The organism is Verrucomicrobiaceae bacterium (assembly GCA_016713035.1).
Lineage (GTDB): Bacteria > Verrucomicrobiota > Verrucomicrobiia > Verrucomicrobiales > Verrucomicrobiaceae > Prosthecobacter.
Window position 1 is genome coordinate 204366 of record JADJPW010000002.1, and the last position, 20039, is coordinate 224404.

Here is a 20039-nt window from a genome sequence, read left to right on the forward strand (position 1 = left end):
CACAGAGCGGCGTTAGTCGGTCATTGTTTTTCTCAATGGAGCCATAACGAGCAGCAGCAGCCCTCCAGAATCACTCCAGTGTGATGCCGTGCCAGTAGCCGAACTCCATGCTCCAGCCATTGGCGTGGCCTTCGAGGCGCAGCGTGACCTCCTGGCCCTTCCACTTGGTCAAATCGACCTCCACCGTCTTCCATCGCGGCTTTTCATGATCCACGGTCATCGTCTTGACCTCTTGACCGTTGACCAAAACTTTGACCACCCAATCGCCGCGATCATCCGCCGCTACGTTGAAGGTCAGTTTCGCCTTCTCGACCTTCAGCTTTCGCTCAAAGCTCGCGGGCGTCTTCTTATCCGGGAAGGGGTGCATGAGCAGCACGTTCGTTTTGCCGTGGTATTCGGCCAGTTTGACCGGTGTACGCTCAAAATCGGGCGCGGAGACCTTCCACTCGGGATTCCACAGGCTGACGCTCTCCCAGTCGATGGCACGCCAATTGGTGCCTTTGGGCTTGGAGGCCGTTTCAGGCAGTTCGACGCCTTGGATGAGCAATTTCTTCTTTTCGGGTGTGAGCGGCCCTTCTTCCTGCGGAGCGAGAATATACCAAACGAGGTCGCGGAACGCCGCATCCGGCAAACCGCCGAATCCCATCGGCATGAGGCTCTGCTTCGTATTCGTGAGCGTGGCGATTTGATCGCGTGGGACGATCTGCGCCGCACCGCCGGCCCCGAGCAGCTTCACATGCCCCGGCGTGTCCTCCACGATGCGTCCCGCGAGCGTGCGACCGTCCTTCGTGCTCACGGTGATGTTTTCGTAGCCGTTGCCGATGATTTGATTGGGGTCGATCACATTGGCCAAAAGCGCATCCAAGTTGCTGCGTCCGCTGCCGATGAGGTCCGGTCCCACCTTCTGCCCGCCGCCGTGGAACTCGTGGCAGACCATGCACGTCGCCGTGAATAGCAGCTTACCATTCGCCAGATCCGGCTCGCCCGTGAGACAGGCCTGCTTCTTCGCCGCGATGAGGGATTTCACATCTTCCGACGAATCCTGCCAGGCCCCGAGCACTTGGAAGGCGAGATCGCGGATGCCCTTGTCCTTGCTCGTCGCCAATGCACGCCGCACCGGCGCGGGAAAGCCTGCGGAAGGGACTGAACCATCGGCAATGCCTTTGAGAAGCACTCTTGTCCAATCGGAGCGGCTCGAAAGCGCCTCAATGGCAGCGTTGCGCACATGGAAGTCCTTGGATGCAGCTTGCGCAATCAAAGGCAGCACGAACTCGTCGCCCCCGAGATCCGCCGCCGCACGAATCGCCGCCACGGCGAGCGTGGTGGAGGTGCCTGGAGCCAGCAACGGCTTGAGGCCTTCCTTAACCGCGTCCGTTTTGACCTTCTGCAGCGATTGCAGCACCGCGATGCGATCTTTCTCCGGCTTCGAGGCATCGTGCAGTGCCACGATCATCTCCTTCACCGCCACTTCATCGCCCCACAGCACCGCGAGCGTCTGCGCATGCTTCCGCACGTCCGCATTCGACGACGCACGCCACCTCGCGAGACTGGCCGAGGCATCCTTCACCGGCTTGATCACGCCACCTTCTTGGCCTTTCACGAGGCCATCGAGCGCATGCGCGAGGAGGATGTCGTGAGCGGCGATCTTGTCGCAAAACTCTACCGCGAGATCGAGGTTCTCCGCCTTCCGCGTGTCGCAGAGCCGGCGCATTGTCTTGAGTGTCAAGATTCTCGACAAAGGTTGGGTGGCAGGAGCTGTCTCAGCGAGTGTGTTGAGATGTGCTTCCGCATAAGCCTCCATGCGTCCTTCCATCAGCATCCAGATAGCCTGGGACAGAACAGCATCGTTCGTCGTGGACGATGATACCAACAACGGACGCCAGTAGTCCATTGAGTTGTGGAAGAACTGCCCGGAGGTTCTAAATCCAGGAAGACGTTCACTGTCGACTGTAAGCAGCAATCCAAAGTGCTTTCGAGCAGCTATCGATGCAGCGATCCTGACGGCAGGTTCGGGGTCTGAACAGAGTTGCGTCATCGAAGGCCATTCGACCAGCTTCACCTTTTTCCCGCTGGGTTGCTCTCGATCATCAGTTGGCACCAGAGTGGCATCAGGGAATTCGCCCGTGAGACGTGCGGCCCATATGCGCAAGGATGGCTCGCGGTCTTTTGCGAGTGCATCAACCAATTGCAGGGTTGGCATTCGTCTGCCCGCAACCGCCCAAACGCTTTCAATACGTGAGATCAGCGGTTTCGCCGAGTTGATGCCATCAGCGATCAACTGTGCATTGAGCGAAGATTCATTCCTCTCCACCAGCATCCTCCTCGCCATCCGGCGCATCCAGTTGTTGGGATGCTCCAGCGTTTTGACGAGGTCGGCGGTGGAGAGTTTTTTGAGGTCGGGGGGAGCGCGGACACTCTTGTCCGCATCTTGGGGGCTCGCTTCGCTCGCGGCGGACAGGAGTGTCCGCGCTCCTTTCTCCTGCCCATGCACCACCCGCCAAATCCGGCCGTATTGGCGGTCCACGCCTTCGGGATTCGCCTTGGCGTTTTGGTAGCAGGGATACTTGTCGCACCAGTCCATGATCCAGAGGAAGCCATCGGGGCCGGTCTGGGTGCTGACGGGGCGGAACCAGCCGTCGTTGGCACGGAGGAAGTCGCGACGCGGCTCGCATTTGAAGGTGGCACCGACGGGCGTGAGCACTTCCTCGTGGATGGCGTTGTCGTGGATGTTGCCGATGAAGGCGTGGCCGTGCGTGTCGGCGGGATAACGTCCGCCTTGATAAATCTGCACGCCGGCATAGGCGGCGCGGAAGTGTTTATGTTTCACGATGCTGGGCAGTAGCTCATACGCGTACGGATTCTCCGGCGCACCGCCTTGGCGCACGTAGATGCCGCCGGGAGCCATGTGGAAGAAGTGGTCGATGACGCAGGCGCTGACGAAGAAGTTCCCCGCAGCGTCGTAGTCGCAGCCCCATGGATTGCTGGTGCCATCGGCGAAGACTTCGAACTCCCATTTCGCTTCTTTTTCATGGCTCATCGGGCGTGCGCGGCCAATGCCCGCATCAAATTTGAAGCCTTCGCTTTCCGGCTGGCCGGGGCGGCGGACTTTGCTGTTCGTGAAGACGCCGTGGGTCATATAAAGCCAGCCGTCGGGGCCCCAGCAGAAGCTGTTCACAAGCTCGTGCGTGTCTTCGCGGCCAAAACCGGTCAAAACGACACGCCAGGCATCCGGTTGGTCGTCGCCGTCGTCATCGCGGAAGTGGATCAAATGCGGCTGCTGGCCGATGTAGATGCCGCCATCGCCACAGATGATCGCGGAGGCAAGATTGAGGCCCTGGACGAAGACGGTGCGCTTGTCGGCCTCGCCGTCGTTGTCGGTGTCTTCGAGGATGATGACGCGGTCGCGGGGAATCTTGTCACCCAGCTTTGGCATGGGGTGGTATTGATCATCCTTGGCCTCTGCGCCGAAGGGGCGCTGCTCGACGGGGAGCGGTGTGCCCTCGGGGTATTCGTAGGCCTCCACGACCCAGAGTCGGCCACGGTGATCCCAGGTCATGGCGACGGGATTTTGCACCATCGGCTCATGCGCAAAGCAGCGGACCTCGTAGCCTTCCGGGACGCTCATTTTGGCGCGGGCTTCCTCGGGTGTGGGGCAAGCGGTGGTGGCGGCGGCGCGTTCACCTTCGATTTCTTTGCCAGCGGCAAGCAGATCGGCGTTGAGGAGGAGGCAGCAGGAGAGGAGGACGAGTGGGCGCATGAAAAAGTGTGTGTGTGGTGAAAACAACGTGCCGCTGATGATTCTCTCAAGTCGTGTTCCACTGGTGGGAGCTGTTTTTTCCGCTAGGCACTCACATCTCCGCGGCCATGGCGCGGGCTTCTTCGATGAATTGCTCGCCGAGCGGGGTGAGGCGGCCGATCCACATCGCGCCAAAGGCGATGGCGGGAAAATCGGGCAGCGGGAGCATCTTTACACCGTCTGGCTGCGGCACGCGGGGCATGTGCAGCGATAATCCGGCCCCAAAGCCGCCTGCGACGTAGCGTGCGACGGTATCGAGGCTGCCGACCTCCAGGCTGGTGATCCATTCTGCGCCGCGCTGGCGCAGTGCGGACTGAAACTCGCGCACGAGCGCATCCACGGCATCCAATGCGATGAGCGGTAGGTCGATGCGGTCGGCATCGAGGATCTGCGAGGCTTTGCTGTAGCCGGTGTTTTTTGAAACGAGCAGGCACATCGGTAGGCGCAGCAGCTCGCGTGTCTCGATGTTGGGTGGTGGCTTTTCGGTGAGGGTGGAGAGTCCGAGGTCGATCTCCTGCGTGGCAAGGAGTTGCTCGATGTTGTGCTGGCGGCCCTCTGTGAGGGTGAAATGAAAGCCCTTCACGCGGCGGCGCATGCGGGCACAGAGCTCTGGCAAGTACTCACGCTGCACGATCTCTGGCGCGGCGATGCGTAGCCGCGTCTCGCCGCCACCACGGATACGCTCGGCCACATCATCGAGCCCTTTAAAGAAGGGTGTGATGTGATCGTAGAGCAACTGGCCCTCACGCGTGAGCTGGAATGGCCGCCGCTGATAGAGCGTGCATCCCAGGGTGTCTTCGAGCTGGAGAATCTGCGCACTGATCGCTGGCTGCTGGATGCCATAGGGCATGGCCCGCGCCGCTGCGCTGACGCCGCCGTGGCGGGCGACGAAGTAGAAGAGTTCGAGGTGGTGGACGTTCATGGGAGCGGGGAGCTGGGAGAAGACAGATGAGAGAAGATAGATGAGAGAAGATAGAGGTTAGCCGCCGCAGACTTTGCAGGGGCGGCCGTCGGTGGGCTGGCAGGGGAATTGGGCGTTGTAGTATTGGCATTTCGCGTTGTGGCGCACACCGGCTTTGCTGAGGCTCCAGCCTGCGGGCGGATCGGTGCCGGGTGGGGCGGTGGGGGCGGGGGATTTTGCGCTGGCGAGCTTGCGTGGCTGGGCGACCTCTGTGGTGGCGATGACGAGCACGCTGGAGGCGAGTAGGGTCTTCCCAGTGGCCTCCATGTCATCGGTGAGTGATCCGCTGCGCAGGCCGGTCTGGCCGGGGATTTTCTCCAAGAGGGCCGAGATGGCCGCCGTGCCCACGCAGGAGCCGAGAACGGACGTGGGGTCTTTTTCAGATGCGCTGCTGCTCCGGGTGCTTTTGCGGCCTGTGGTCTGAGTTTGGAAGAAAAAGCCGAAAACATCGCCCTTTTCGCCGATGACGTAGCCGCCGGGATTTTCCGGCGTCAGCCGCGCATCATGCTCGAAGCTGCCACTGCTGCCAAAACGGCTGACGATGCCGCGTGTGACCGTGGGACGAGCGTAGAGGCCTTTTTTCGTGCTATTTGAGCTCATAACTGAGGGCAAAAATGGGCATGCCCACCTCTGGCGTCTTCTTGGTGCCGATGCGGGCGGGCTCCACCGGCACTGCGCTGGTGAGGAGCATGATGTCTGGCGTTTTGATGTCGGCCCCGGCTTTATCTTTGGGGAAAAAAGGCGTCGCAACGTGGTCTTTGCCATCGTGATGGATGACCAGTGTCTTCGCGTCCTTCGCGAGCTCGGGGTCGATGGCGGTGAGGCCATTTTTGCCGATCACCACCCCGAAGCCGATGCGCGTGATGATTTGCACATCCGGCTCGATCACGTTCGGGGCCTGCTTGGCGGTATCGCCACCGCTGGCGGCCATGACCTCACTCCACACACGAGTGGCCTCCTCCGCACTCAGCGCAAAGGCACGCACCATCGCGGCATCGCCCTGGAGCGGGTGGTAGGTGCGTCCACCGGCTCCGTAGAGCATGCGGCCCTCCATGCGCTCCCCCTGGCGATGCGCGGAGGAGTCTGCGGTGACGAGAAAGATCGTCTCTCCCGTGTAGAGCCGCGTGGTGGCCTTTGGGTCTATGGGCAGCGCTAGGCGGCAAATCCACCCGCTGCCATCCTCCACGCGGTGGGAGAACTCCAAAGCCTGCGGTCCCAGCTTGGTCGCCGCCTCAGTGATGTACTGCGCATTTTTGGCAAACTCACGATCCGCTGCGGAAAAGGCCGCCAGCGGGAAGGCTGCATTTTTGCCGCCACCGCTATCGAGCACCAGCTTCTCCCCCTGCACCGCGACGAAGGTGGCCTCAAAGGTCTTTTTGCCGTCAGAGCTAGACCACTCGCGGCCATACACGGCGGCAGTGCAGACGACGAGGAGCGCGAGGAGTCGGGAGTGCATGGTCGCACGAGCGTAGGGGACTGCTCCATCGCAGTCAAGCCACGCTAGACAGCGTAGCGCAGGCGCGTTAAACCCTCACTGCTCCATCATCCACACATGAAACCGCTCCTCACGTTCATCACCCTCGCTGCACTCACTCTGACCGCCGCCGCTGGCGAAGTCGAAATCTTCAATGGCAAAGACCTCACAGGCTGGGAGGGCAATAAAGACCTCTGGAGCGTGAAGGACGGCGCTATCACCGGCATCACACCTGCTGATCCGGCCAATCCCGCCAAAGGCATCATCAAGCACAATACCTTCCTCGTCTGGAAAGCAGGCAAGGTCAGCGACTTCGAGCTCACCTTCCAATACCGCATCGAAAAAGGGAACTCCGGTGTGCAATACCGCAGCAAGGAGCTGACTCCTGGAGAGTTCGGCCCGATCATCAGCGGCTATCAGGCCGACTTCGAGGCGGGCAAGACCTACAGTGGCATCCTTTATGAAGAAAGAGGCCGCGGCATCCTCGCCAAGCGTGGTGAAAAAACCGTCATCAAGCCCGGCGCAGATGGCAAAAAGCCCACCGTGGAAGTCACTGGCAGCGTCGGCGACTCCGCGGCCATCCAGGCCGCCATCAAAGAAGAGCAATGGAATGACTACAAAATCATCGCCAAAGGCAACCATGTGCAGCACTTCATCAACGGCATGCAGACCATCGACGTGACCGACGACGACAGCGCCAATGCGCCGAAGGAAGGCCTGCTCGCTCTCCAGATCCATCAAGGGCCGCCCATGGTCGTGCAGTTCAAGAACTTCAAGCTCATCGAAACCAAGTAATCTCCTGCGACCATCATGCTTATGCGGTTTCTTTTTGCCCTCTTCCTCACCGCCATCGCCACTCCGGCGCTGGCGGACACGGAGTACATCGTCGTCAGCGGCGGGCCTGCTGTGCGGCAGTTTGAGGACCTGCGAAAGCCCGGTGAGCAGCATGACCGCTGGTGGGGGAACTTCATCCGCACCGCCCGCGTGCGCATGCAGGAGATCCACAAGACCGCACCCGCAGGCACACACATCACCTGGCTGGTGTACCGTGATGGCTACGTGCGCCGTGGTGCCTCCGAGCGGCAGCCCCACACGCATAATGTGGAGAGCGTGCCAAAGGCTTACCCCTTCATCAAGCTGGTGTGGTTCCGCAGCACCGATGAGCTCATCCGCTACATCAATGGCGGCATGAGCCGCTGGAGCACCAAGATCAGCGGCTTCGAGTACTTCGGTCACTCGAACAAATACAGCTTCATGTTTGATTACAGCAGCGACACCTACGCCACCTCCACCTGCTGGCTGCATCAGTCCCAGTTAGGCCGGATCAAAGGCAGCTCCTTTGCCCGCAATGCCTACTGCAAGAGCTGGGGCTGCCACACTGCCGAAAGCATGAGCGGTGAGTGGAAGCGCCACACCGGCACGCGGCTCATCGGTGCCATGGGCAAGACCGACTACAGCGACATGCATCTGCGTAGCTGGCACGTCGGCCTCTCCTCGGGTGCCTTTTGGAGTGAGCGCTGAGTCTCCGCTGCGCTCAGAACAACTTGGTGGGCGGTGTTTGAAAATCGTCCACAGGCAACGAAAAAGGCGCCAGCAAAGTAGCCATCTCGCTCCGCGAGATGAGCCGGACGCGTTGCAAACCCACTGGTTTACGATATCCGCACATCGTGCATGCTGGCGAAAGCCTTCAGCTCATCTCGGCGGAGCGAGATGGCTACTTTGCTTCGCTTGATCTTTGCTGGCAGGTTTTAAAAACTGCCTAGTGGCGGTGGATTTCACACGCCGCAGGTGGCTTTGATCTCCTCTAGCTCGGCCCAGCGAGTGAATTTGGCCTCTAAACTGGCTTTTTGGGCCTCCAGGGCATCAAAGTGGCTCTGCGTGTCTGCGCCCAGTTTGGCGTAAAAGGTGGGATCAGCCAGTTGGGCCTCTTTTTCGGCGATTTCGGCCTCCTGGGCGGCGATCTCGGCTTCCAGCGCTGCGAGCTCACGTTGCTCTTTTTGGCTCATTTTGCGCACTTTGGCCGTGGGCGCTGCTTTGGGCTTTTCGACCTTCACTTGGACGATGGAGACCTCCGCTGCGGCCTGTTTGGCACGTTTTTCCTGGTAGTAGCTGTAGTTCCCCGCGCATTCATGGATGCGGCCATGCCCCTCAAAAGCCAGGATGCGGTCGCACACACGATCGAGGAACCAGCGGTCATGGCTCACGACGAGTGCGCAGCCCTTGAAGGCCAGCACGGCCTCCTCCAGCACACGCATGGTCTGGAGATCGAGATCGTTCGTGGGCTCATCGAGAATGAGGAAATTCCCACCGAGGCGGAGGATCTTCGCCAGCAGGACGCGGCTCTGCTCACCGCCGCTGAGCTCCTTCACCCGCATAGTGGCTCGTTCATCGGTGAAGAGGAAGCGCCGCAGGTAGGTGCGGACGTGGAGCTTCTCATCGCCGAAGTGGACAAAGTCGGCCCCTGGGCCCGCGACTTCCTCCATGACACTGTTCTCTGGATTGAGCAGCAGGCGCTGTTGGTCCACGTAGTTGAAGACCGTGCGCTTGCCGATGGTGACGGTGCCCTCATTCGGCTCCGTGCGGCCCATCAGCATGCGTAGCAGCGTGGTCTTGCCCAGGCCATTGCGCCCGATGATGCCCGTGCAGGTGCCGGGCTCAAAGGCGAGATTCAGATGGCTAAAGAGCCAGCGGTCGTCGATGCGGGCACCGAGATTGTTTGTCTCGACGACGATATTTGCTAGTGCTGGAGCTGGCGGGATGATGAGGTCCATGACCAGCTCTGCCTCTGGCGCATCCAGAGCGGCCACACGGTCGTACTCATCCAGGCGTGTGCGTGCTTTGCTGCGCTGGGCTTTGACGCCAGCACGGACAAACTCCAGCTCATGCCGCAAGTAGCTCTGCCGCCGCCGCTCCGTGCCTGCCTCGATGGATTCACGCACGGCCTTGCTCTCCAAATAGTCGCTGTAATTCCCTGGATGGCTGTAAATGCGTGCGTCGTCGATCTCGATGATGCGTGTGGCCACACGATCGAGGAAATAGCGATCATGCGTGACGAAAAGCAGCGCCCCAGCGTAATCACGCAGGAAAATCTCCAGCCACTCGATCGACTCAGCGTCCAGGTGGTTCGTAGGCTCATCGAGCAGCAACAAATCTGGCCGCGCGACCAGTGTGCGGGCCAGAGCGACGCGGCGCTTTTCCCCACCAGAGAGACCACGCACTGCGCGGTCCCCTGCGGGCACACCGAGTTCATTCATCGCTGTCGCGATGCGTGTCTCCAGCCCCCAGCCATCATGCATCTGGATCTGATGCAGCAGCTCCGCCTCCTGGTCCCCCTTCACATCGCCCGATTCATAGCGGGTGATCATATCCAGGAGCTGCGATGCCCCTGCGCGGATGTTTTCCACCACGCTCGCATCCTCATCCAGAGTGAACTCCTGGGCGAGATGGCTCACGATCAGCCCCTGACGCCGCGAAATGATGCCACTGTCCGCCTTTTCGGCGCCGATGAGGATGCGCATCAGGCTGGTCTTGCCACTGCCATTCCGACCGACGAGGCCGAGCTTTTCGCCCTCATGAATGCTCATCGTCGCATCTTGAAAAACCTGCTGAAGGCCAAATTGCAGGCGCAAATCCTTCGCGGTGATGACGGCAGGAGTGACAGGGGGAGACATGCGCAGAGCTGGGGCAGGGGGGAGGGGTGAAAAAAGGCGGGTGTCCGTGATAGCATGGAAAAAAGCCCCTGCATGACAAAACGCCTCTCCAGCGCCCACCGCCCTCGTGCCCACCACCACGGATCAGGCTGCTGGGCATTTGACCAGCCACTCGCCTTTGATCTTGCCACCTGGGAATCAGCCCGCTAGCATCCGACTCGCTTAGCGCATCAAACCATTCCCGACATGCCCAAACGCAACACCAAGAAAGCCGCCGCCAAATCCACTCCTAAGTCCAAGCCGGCCGCCGCTTCCTCCTCCTCGTCCTCTGAGAATTTTGACCTCCGTGAGATCCGTGAAATCGTGGGTCTCATGACAGACAACGATCTGTCCTACTTCCACCTCGAGCATCACAACGCCAAGCTCGAAATCCGCCGTGGCAGCGACATGGAGGCCGCACGCGACCTGCTCAAGAGCATGCCCGCCGCAGCCCCCGTCGCCGTCGCCGCACATGCTCCAGCGCCCGTCGCATTGGCCCCTGCGGCCACGACAGCGGCCCCTGCCGCAGAAGCCGCCAGCAGCGGCCCCGCTGGCCCCACCGTGAATTCCCCCATGGTCGGCACCTTCTACCGCTCCGCCGCCCCTGGTGAAAAGTCCTTCGCCAACATCGGCGACAGCGTCGATGAAAACACCACTGTCTGCATCATCGAGGCCATGAAGGTCATGAATGAAATCAAGGCAGAAGCCCGTGGCACCATCACCCGCATCCTCGCCGAAGACGGTAAACCCGTCCAATACGGCCAGCCACTCTTCGAGCTCAAAGCGTAAAGCCCTAGGGCGAAGGGCAAAGAGTTCCCAAACCTCTGCTTTTCGCTCCGCTCGCCGCTTGATGCCTCTGACTCAGCCTCCACGCCCTTCGCTCTTAGTCCTACGCCCTCTGCTCTGATGTTTAAAAAAGTCCTCGTCGCCAACCGTGGTGAAATCGCCCTCCGCGTCATCCGTGCCTGCAAAGAACTCGATGTCAAAACCGTCGCCGTCTATTCCGAAGCCGACGTGGACTCCATGCACGTCCACCTCGCCGACGAGGCCATCTGCATCGGCCCTGGCCCCAGCAGCGAGAGCTACCTGAAAATCTCCCGCATCATCTCTGCGGCTGAAATCGCCAACGTGGACGCCATCCACCCCGGCTACGGCTTCCTCTCCGAAAAGGCCGAATTCGCGGAAGTCTGCGACAAGTGCAAAATCAAGTTCATCGGGCCCTCCGCCCGCGTCATTTCCATGATGGGCGACAAAAACGTCGCCCGCGCCACCGCGCTGAAATCCGGCGTCCCTGTCACCCCCGGCTCCGACGGCCTCATCACCACCGAGGAAGAAGCCCTCCACTGGGCACGGAAAATCGGCTACCCCGTCATGATCAAAGCCAGCGCCGGCGGCGGCGGTCGCGGCATGCGCCCCGTGCTCAATGAGGCCACGCTCATCTCCTCCTTTCAGGCTGCGTCCCTAGAGGCCATGAAGTGCTTTGGCGACGGCTCCATGTACATGGAAAAGCTCGTCGATAAGCCCCACCACATCGAATTCCAGATCGTCGCGGACTCCCACGGCAACGTCGTCCATCTCGGCGAGCGCGACTGCTCCATGCAGCGCCGCAACCAGAAGATCATCGAGGAATGCCCCTCGCCCAAGCTCCCCGACAAACTCCGCAAAAAGATGGGCGATGCCGCCATCAAGCTCTGCAAAGAGATCGGCTACGAAAACTGCGGCACCATCGAATTCCTCGTCGATAACGCCTGCGAGAACTTCTACTTCATGGAGATGAACACCCGCATCCAGGTGGAGCATCCCATCACCGAAGAAGTCTATGGCTGCGACCTCATCAAAGAGCAGATCCGCATCGCCGCAGGCCTGCCGCTCTCCGAGCACGTCCGCAACGCCAAGCCCCGTGGCCACTCCATCGAGTGCCGCATCAACGCCGAAGACCCCGACCGCAACTTTGCCCCCAGCCCAGGCAAAATTAACCTCTGGTACACCTCCGGTGGCCGTGGTGTCCGCGTCGATACCCACGTCTATGCCGGTTACAGCGTCCCGCCGTATTACGATAGCATGATCGCCAAGCTCATCGTCACCGGTGCCACCCGTGAAATCGCCATCCGCCGCATGCGCCGCGCATTGGGTGAATTCACCGTCGAAGGCATCAAAACCACCATCCCGCTGCAAAGCAAAGTTTTGACCACCAGCGACTTCCAAAACGGCAACTACGACATCAGTTGGCTGGAGAACTTCCTCCGCGCCGAAGGCAAAAAAGCGTAACAGCCCCGCTCGACATCGAGGGCGGTCAGGCATCACTCAAATGAGTCGGGCGAAGGCCACGACCTGGGTGTGTTAAAAAATTAACATGTCTGATTGACATCTGCTGCACAGGTGTGCTAAATTTTTAGCATGCCGGAAAAAATGCATCAACTCAGCCGCCGTGAGCGGGAGATCATGGACATCATTTACGCGAAGGGAGAAATCTCCGCAGCCGAAGTGGGGGCCGAGATGGAGGATGCGCCGAGTTACTCGGCCATTCGCACCCACCTGCGCATCTTGGTCGAAAAAGGGCACCTCAAACACCGCCAGGACGGGCCACGCTATTTGTATGCGCCAGTGCGCTCGCACGCGAAGGCCAGCCACTCGATGCTGCGCAAGGTGCTAGACACCTTTTTCGAAGGCTCCCTGGCCAACGCCGTCGCCGCGATGGCCGATGGGCGGGATGGCAAGATCGATGACGCAGAAATGGCACGCCTAGAGGACGTGCTGCGCAACGCAAAGTCGAAACGCTCCAAATAAGGCACTCCCATGAATACAAACCTCACATCCTGGCTCATTTCTCACCTCACAGCCGGAGCTCTCCTCGGTGTCTTGCTTTTCGCATGGTTGCTCGTCTCGCGCGGCGCATCTGCTGCACAGCGCTGCATGGTGATCGGTGTCTTTTTGGCAATGATGACCTTACTCACTCCGCTGCAAGGACGCTGGTGGCCGCAAATCGACGTTCCAGTGCTGCAAGAGACCGAAGGAGTAGTCGAATCGCCCCTGCTAACTCCAGAACCGATTTTAGTGCCAAAAGCCGATTTGCAGCCGCAAACCACTTGGATGCCTGAAACGCCGCAAAGTGCTCTTCCGACGATTTTGATGCTGATTTGGTTTTTGGGTGTGGGGCTGCTTTTGGGCCGATTTGCAGTTGGTTGCTGGCTTTGGAGGCGTTTATGGTCTGCTGCGCAGATACATGAAAAAACTGCCGCGTATGAGCTGCGGGTAAGTGAGCGCACTGCCGTGCCGATGGCGGCGGGTAAGCAGATTTTGATGCCTATGGAGTGGCTGAAATGGCCCTCAGAGGACCAAAGGGCGGCTTTGGAGCATGAGCTGGCACATGCACAGCATCGTGATGGTGTGACGCGTTGCCTCGCAGCGCTGGCGACGGCGCTGCATTGGCCTTCGCCCTTCGTTTGGTTGGCTGAGAGGCGGCTGCGTCTGGCCCAGGAGCAGCGCTGTGATGAGACGGTGCTAGCGAGTGGCATCGACTCCTCAGCTTATGGTCGGCTGCTGATGCGCTGTGCTCAAAAAGTGCAGCGCGGCGGCTCGCTATGGCTTTCCCCGGCAGTCGCCAGCATGGCGCGGCCCAGCCAACTCTCCGAGCGCATCGAGCACATCGCCAAAGATATGCCGAATCGTCGCCCGGTGCGGCTGCGGCATGTGGTGTTGCCGCTGGTGATGGCGCTGGCGTGTTTGCAGGCACTGCATGTGCGGCTGGTGGCGCAGGAGGCCCAAAGCAGCGAACTGATCGCCTTCGAAGTAAAATTCATCGAGTCCGCGACACCGCTGGTCATCAAAAGCGGCAAGCGTGTGGGCGAGCATCAATACGTTTTGGAGGACACCAACGCCCTGCTGAGAGAATGTATAAAGGACGAGAGGACGAAAACGGTGAGCTATCCGCGCATGGTGACGAAGTTGAACCACAAGGTGCTAGTCAGCTCGGTGGTGCATTCAAAGGGAGTTGAAGCAAGTCTGAAAAACATTGGCACACCGGCGCTGGACTGGGGTGGCACCATTCTGGAACTCACGCCGTCGCGGAAGGCGGGAAAGCTCAAGTTTAAAGGTGATCTCGGTCTTAGCGTCGAAGTGGGCCGTCATGTGGACAAGGTGAAGGGCGATGAGTTGCCTATTTACGAAGGCGTACGAGTCCACCTGGACCACGCCACACTGAATGACGGCGACACGTTGATCGTGGGCCCGATTCGGCGTCCAGCAAAGGAAGGCGAGTCCGCACCGGACATGTGGTTCATGCTCATGGCATCGAGTGTGACTAAAGACACAGAATGGGCGGATGCGATCTCCACGCAGCGGCAAAAATCCCCCGAGGCGCAGCTGTATAACTTCAAGAATGCGGATGTGATGGATGTTCTGCGCTTCCTCGCCGGAGATGCGAAATTGGAGCGCTTCATCCTCGGTGATCTGGGTCCGCCGCAGACGATCAGCTTCGATCTGGAATTGCCGCCACTGGATGTGCTGCTGCATGTTTGCCAAAACGCGGGGTTACAGCTGAAACCGAGCGGTCGCTACTGGGTAGTGGCCAAACCGGGCGCCGCGATGCCGATGCCGATGACGGTGCCTGGAGAGGCCGCAGAGAAGCTGCGCAGCCAAAAACCGCAGCAGTACGATTTCAGCAAAGCGATGGCAGGCGATGTCCTGCGTTTTTTGCTGAAGGATACAGGCGTGAAGTTCTTTCCTTTGCCAGACGATGCGCCGGAGTCCCAGCGACTGCTGACTTTCTCAGTCCATGACAGCCCCTTTGGCGTATTGGAGGCGCTGTGTGGCACGCTTAACCTGCACCTCATACAAGACGGCGACACATGGTATGTGCGGCGAGGAAACGCGTCACCGCCAGCTCCCCCAAAGTCCTAGCCGGACTCAGAGAGGCTGAGCGGAGAGGGTGAAGGTCAGGTGGTGAGATTGGCTGCTTGCACGGCGGGGAAATGCGCCCATCATCCACGCCCCACTTATCCCTTATTATTTATGGCTGACATCTCTACCTCCGCTGCTGACAAGAAAGAAAAAGAATACTTCACCAACGTTCCCCAGGAGACGCCGGGCTTCTTTCTCAAAGGTTCCCATCAGTATGATTGGGGGCTTAAAAATCGCCTCAGCCGTGTTTTTAATCCCAAAGATGGCCGTACGGTGATGTTGGCCTTTGATCACGGGTACTTCCAGGGTCCGACTACTGGTCTGGAGCGTGTCGATCAGACGATTTTGCCTCTGGAGCCGTATGCGGACTGCCTGATGCTTACGCGTGGTATCCAGCGTAGCGTGATTCCGGCTTCAACGACGAAGGCTATCGCGCTGCGTGCCTCTGGCGGAACTTCGATGGTTAGCCCATTCGAGGAGTGGGAAGGTGAAATTGACGGTAAGAAGGCCAAATTTGGCCGCCCCGGCTTCGAGCCGCTTTCCAATGAGTCCACGGCGCTGAATATCGAGGAGGCTATTCGCTTGAACGCGAGTGTTCTGGCGGTGCAAGTGTTCATCGGAGGTGCTTATGAGCGCCAGAGCCTGAAGAACCTGACGGATCTGGTCGATGCGGCATCACGTTACGGCATCGGCGTGATGGGCGTGACTGCTGTGGGCCGCGCGATGGCTCGTACGCCGCAGTATTTCCGCCTAGCGACTCGTATCATGGCGGAACTGGGTGCGAACGTGGTGAAGTGCTACTACACGGAGACGGAGTTCGATACTGTGACTTCATGCTGCCCGGTGCCGATCGTGATTGCAGGTGGCAAGAAGCTGCCAGAGCTGGATGCGCTGAAAATGAGCTATAATGCTATCCAGCAAGGTGCGAACGGGGTTGATATGGGGCGTAATATCTTCCAAAGCGAAGACCCCATCGCGATGATGAAGGCTGTGCGTGGCGTGGTGCATGAAGGGCTGACGCCTGAGCAGGGTTTTGCGATGTTCAATGACCTGAAGGGCAAAAAGTAAGCCATTTTGGCATTCACAAGGCCTGTTCTAGTTTGCGGCTGTCCGGTTTACGGACAGCCGCTTTTTTTGCTGAGGCGGCGCTGTTCGTTAAGAGTGAAATGCCTTGAATGGAGGGGCGGAGGTAGGTTTCCGAGGCTTTTTTTACTGGCGATTTTTGAGCCAATTCGTTAAAACGAGTCCGAATTTATAAATTTTAATGCATGTAGAGGCTACCCTGACTTTTGCATGTGAGCATTCGCCGCCTTATTCTATGCACATTGATCAGAAGCCCGCTCTGTGGAAACAATTTGTCGCTAGTTTTACTGCGATCTCGCTCATTCCAATGGGGGCTTTGCAAGCTACTGAACAGGTCTGGAATACGACCAGTGGGCTGTGGTCCACTGGGACGAATTGGCTGACGAGTACGCCGAGTAGCGCGGATACGGCGGTCCTCGGCTTTTACGTACCGACGGTGAGTCCTTATGAAATCACGTTGGGATCGGGTAGTCAGGCGAATGATTTGAAGGTTTATGGGAATTACCTTCTCAGTGGGGGGGATCTGACACTGACGACGGGGGGGATCCGTGCGGCGCTGGGGTCCTTTACTCGGATCGGCTCCCAACTAAGCGGGAATGCTGGTCTGACGATCACGGGTGGGGGCATGGTGAGGCTGGAAAATCCGGCGAATAACTTCACTGGGGTGACAACGATTAGTAATGGAACGCTGGTCATCGGCAGTCAGTCAGTGCTGGGCAGCGATACATCGGCGATCGTGGTGGCGGGCTCGGCGACGCGTGGCTTTGGGGGTGGTTCTTTACTGCTGGAGGGTGGTTATGGCACGACGGGAGCGAATGTGAGCCGTGATCTGAGTTTACAAGGGCTGGGCCCCGTGACGGGCAGTGGAGCGGCGCTGGTTAGTGTGCGTGATAACACAGTTTCAGGTGCGATTACGGGCTCCACCGTGGCGAATACACGGATTATCTCCACGGGTGGGCAATTGACGATGAGTGGGACACTGACGGCACCTGGGGCAGCGGGTACGAACATGACTCTTCTGGGCGGGGCGACGATGACGGGAGCAGGTAGTTATTTACTGACGGGTTCCTTGGCTGGGAGTGGGACTTTGGAGAAGACGGGTGCGGGCACCCTGCTTTTGAATCCTGCGAGTAGCGCGGGCTTCTCAGGTACGCTGCGCGTGAGTTCGAGTGCCACAGGCACGATCAGCAGTGTGCGGATCACTTCAAACAATGTGCTCGGTACACGCACAGGCACGACGACGAGCAGTGTCATTGATCTAAATAGCGGCCTATTGGAAGTACGGATGGATTCGCCACTGATTCAAGCCGGGGGCGCTGCGGCCAATGTGTATGTGCGTACGGCTTCAAGCACGGCCAATAGCCTTTTCTTAGATCACGGAACGAGTGGTGTGGCGATCAATGGGACGGCGACGTTTGGCCAACTTGCCTATGAAGATGGCCAAACGCTGATCATTGTGGGGCGCAATGGATATGGAGCGACTTTTGGAGCGGCACCCGTCGTGGGAGGGAATGGTAGCTCGGTTTTTACCAACAACTTGACTGGCGGGGGCGTGTTGACGTTCACCGGTAATTTCTGGAGTAACTCGGAAAGCACGGGTTCTCGCCAGATGACGATCAATGGTGCCGGTAATACGGTGATCAATGGGAATGTGGTCGCTACGGGAGGGGCCACTTTTGACCATAACTTCAGCAAAGCTGGTACGGGGACGCTAACGATGACCGGTACTGCGACGACGCTGGATGGAGAAGTGTTTGTCGATGCGGGGACACTGCAAATTTCCGACTTCCGAGCAGTCAATAACAACGCCAACAAGCTGAATATCGGTGCATCGACGACGTCTGCTGTGCTGAATATTGGCGGTGTGGGCACCTCGACCACTACAGGACTCATTACCAGCAAGGTGATCAACTTGGCAGGCACGACAGGTGGTGCGACGATCAATGCGAACCAAGTGGGTAGTGATCCGATTGTATTCAACGCGACGAGCTTTACTTCGACGGGGGGAACCTCGAATGATGCCAAAGTGCTGACACTGGGCGGGAGCAGTATGGCGGAGAATACGATCAATTCCGCGATACCTCAAAACAATGTAGGTGGAAACGTGGGGGTCAGCAAGGTGGATACAGGCCTATGGGTGCTGGCACCGACGACGCTGAATACAAATCTCTTCCAGGGGCCGACGACGGTGCTGCAAGGCACTCTGCGGGTGCGGGCGAACTCCGCTGGAACAAGTACGAGTCTGCATGATGGCTCCATATTGAATCTGGGAGCCAGCGGGAATGTGCAGGTTTCTGGCGGCACGTTTGAGTACGTCGGGCATGCGAGTGGGGCATCGACAGAGGCTTTTTCGAATGCTCTGACACTGAATAGTGGGGCACACACGGTGAAACTGACCTCCACCGGGAGTGCGACGAGCCTACAGTTTACCAGCTTGGCGACGATACCAACAGGCACGGGCCTGAATTTTAGCACCAGTGGCTCAGGCGGCGGCGGGGTGACATTTGTGACGACGGCCCCTCCCGTGACGAATGGCATCATCAATGCCCATGTTTACTCGAATGGAGCGGATTTCGCGACATACAGCAGCGGTATTACCGCGGCGAGCTATACGACTGCTTCCGGTAGCCTCACGGCGGGCAATACCAGCCCATATCTGATCAACACAAATATTAATCAGGCGGCCAGTGCGGCGGTAAATGCCGGTATCAAGCTCGCAGGCAATACGACGACCTATACGCTGAATTCTGGAGTGACTACGACTCTGAATAATCAGGGCCTGACAACACTGGCGACTACTCCTGGCGGTATTTTGGTGAGTGGATCGACGGGGGCATTGATCACTGGCGGTACTGGCTTGAGCACGGGGGGGAGCGGTAGCTTGGTGGTGCGTGTGGATGGGGCCTCAGACCTCCTCACGATCGCCTCCGTCCTCACGAGTGGGACTACTGGTGGTCTGACAAAAAATGGGAATGGAGTGCTGGTGCTCAGTGGGGTGAATGCGCAGACGGGTGCGACCAATATCAATGAAGGAACGGTGCGGCTGTCAGGCTCTGGGAGATTGAGCGCAGCCAATATGACAACCAATATCCGGGCAGGTGCCACGCTCGACCTCAATGGCGTGAATTCGGGCACTGCGATTGGGCAATTCAATGGCGGCGGGAAGGTGACAAACTCGAACTCGACGGCGGCAACACTGACGGTCGGCAATAGTACCGGAACAGGAACATTCAGCGGAATTATCGAAAATGGCGTGGGCGTGGTGAATGTCTCCAAAGCGGGTACGGCTGTGCAGACATGGAGTGGGCTCAGCACCTATACGGGCTCCACGACGATTCAGTCCACTGGCTCTATCTCGGTGGCAAATTTGGCCAATATCGGCTCTGCGAGTGGGATAGGGCGCGGTGACAGCTCTAGCGTGGCGACGAATGCAGCGAGTCTGGTATTCACAGGGACCACGGGAGGCCTGATCTATGTGGGGACGAATTCCGTGAGCACGGATCGGCTTTTCACGCTGAATGGTTCCGCCGCAGGTAGTGGAGCACGAATCGAAAATAACTCCGCCACGCAAGCGGCGCTCACATTCAGCAATACCAATGCGATCGCCTTCGGTGCAAGTGCGACGGTGGCGCAGACCCTCACGCTAGCGGGCACCTCGACGGGGGATAGCCTGATGAATCTGCAAATCACGGATAACGCTGCTTTGAAGACCGGAATCACGAAGACGGGGGCGGGATTGTGGATTTTGGGGAACACGGGCAATACCTATTCAGGAAACACCCAGATTGGCTCGACGGCGACGGCGGGCGGTGTGCTCCAGGCGACGATTCAGGCTGACCCCAATAGTCCTACTTATAGCGCGGACCCAGCGGGCTTGCCCTACAACAGCCCGCTTGTTCTCGGTGGCTCAACAGGTGGCGGGGTCTTCCAGACGAGTGGTGCGCTGGTGCGAGCGATCTCAGCGACTCCAGCGGCGAATACGGTGACGTTTAACTCGACTTTGAGCACTGGGGCGGTGGGTTTTGCGGCTGCGGGAGAGAAGCTGATTGTGGCGCTCGGGGGCCTGTCTTCGCCCACAGCGCTGACATGAGGCAGTGGAGGGTTTATGGGTGTGGCGGGGACATCGACGGGGGCCTT

Annotated in this window: 13 protein-coding genes; 8 read left to right on the forward strand and 5 right to left on the reverse strand. The window is 59.1% G+C overall.

Annotated elements, in window-relative coordinates:
* Positions 1 to 70: 70 nt before the first annotated feature.
* The 4 genes from IPK32_07855 to IPK32_07870 all read right to left on the reverse strand — a co-directional run bounded on the left by IPK32_07855 (position 71) and on the right by IPK32_07870 (position 6213).
* Positions 71 to 3757 (reverse strand): c-type cytochrome, encoded by a 3687-nt coding sequence (locus IPK32_07855; protein MBK8091885.1) that lies wholly within the window; start codon positions 3755 to 3757, stop codon positions 71 to 73.
* Between the two features lie 91 nt (positions 3758 to 3848).
* Complete coding sequence (locus IPK32_07860; protein MBK8091886.1) at positions 3849 to 4718, reverse strand: LysR family transcriptional regulator; 870 nt, start codon at positions 4716 to 4718, stop codon at positions 3849 to 3851.
* Positions 4719 to 4775: 57 nt separating this feature from the next.
* Entirely contained in the window at positions 4776 to 5357 is a 582-nt protein-coding gene (locus IPK32_07865) for a hypothetical protein (protein ID MBK8091887.1), read from the reverse strand.
* Complete coding sequence (locus IPK32_07870; protein MBK8091888.1) at positions 5344 to 6213, reverse strand: hypothetical protein; 870 nt, start codon at positions 6211 to 6213, stop codon at positions 5344 to 5346. The genes IPK32_07865 and IPK32_07870 overlap by 14 nt, the downstream gene beginning before the upstream one ends.
* Before the next feature lie 96 nt (positions 6214 to 6309).
* On the opposite strand from IPK32_07870, the gene IPK32_07875 reads away from it, so the two are divergent.
* Positions 6310 to 7026, forward strand: a complete 717-nt coding sequence (locus tag IPK32_07875) for a DUF1080 domain-containing protein (protein ID MBK8091889.1) — start codon at positions 6310 to 6312, stop codon at positions 7024 to 7026.
* A 21-nt stretch (positions 7027 to 7047) separates the two neighbouring features.
* Positions 7048 to 7752: a hypothetical protein gene (locus IPK32_07880; GenBank protein MBK8091890.1), complete on the forward strand. Its 705-nt coding sequence runs from the start codon at positions 7048 to 7050 to the stop codon at positions 7750 to 7752.
* A 254-nt stretch (positions 7753 to 8006) separates the two neighbouring features.
* Here IPK32_07880 and IPK32_07885 read toward each other — a convergent pair whose 3' ends face one another.
* Positions 8007 to 9902, reverse strand: coding sequence for an ABC-F family ATP-binding cassette domain-containing protein (locus IPK32_07885; GenBank protein MBK8091891.1), 1896 nt, complete (start codon positions 9900 to 9902; stop codon positions 8007 to 8009).
* A 225-nt stretch (positions 9903 to 10127) separates the two neighbouring features.
* Between IPK32_07885 and accB the strand changes: the two genes are divergently transcribed.
* The 6 genes from accB to IPK32_07915 all read left to right on the forward strand — a co-directional run bounded on the left by accB (position 10128) and on the right by IPK32_07915 (position 19992).
* Positions 10128 to 10709: an acetyl-CoA carboxylase biotin carboxyl carrier protein gene (gene accB, locus IPK32_07890; GenBank protein ID MBK8091892.1), complete on the forward strand. Its 582-nt coding sequence runs from the start codon at positions 10128 to 10130 to the stop codon at positions 10707 to 10709.
* A gap of 117 nt (positions 10710 to 10826) precedes the next feature.
* Positions 10827 to 12188, forward strand: a complete 1362-nt coding sequence (gene accC, locus IPK32_07895) for an acetyl-CoA carboxylase biotin carboxylase subunit (GenBank protein MBK8091893.1) — start codon at positions 10827 to 10829, stop codon at positions 12186 to 12188.
* 129 nt (positions 12189 to 12317) lie between these two features.
* Complete coding sequence (locus tag IPK32_07900) at positions 12318 to 12707, forward strand: BlaI/MecI/CopY family transcriptional regulator (GenBank protein ID MBK8091894.1); 390 nt, start codon at positions 12318 to 12320, stop codon at positions 12705 to 12707.
* A 9-nt stretch (positions 12708 to 12716) separates the two neighbouring features.
* Positions 12717 to 14819, forward strand: coding sequence for a M56 family metallopeptidase (locus tag IPK32_07905; GenBank protein ID MBK8091895.1), 2103 nt, complete (start codon positions 12717 to 12719; stop codon positions 14817 to 14819).
* 111 nt (positions 14820 to 14930) lie between these two features.
* Positions 14931 to 15887: a 3-hydroxy-5-phosphonooxypentane-2,4-dione thiolase gene (locus IPK32_07910; protein ID MBK8091896.1), complete on the forward strand. Its 957-nt coding sequence runs from the start codon at positions 14931 to 14933 to the stop codon at positions 15885 to 15887.
* A gap of 331 nt (positions 15888 to 16218) precedes the next feature.
* Positions 16219 to 19992, forward strand: coding sequence for an autotransporter-associated beta strand repeat-containing protein (locus IPK32_07915; protein MBK8091897.1), 3774 nt, complete (start codon positions 16219 to 16221; stop codon positions 19990 to 19992).
* Positions 19993 to 20039: the final 47 nt, after the last annotated feature.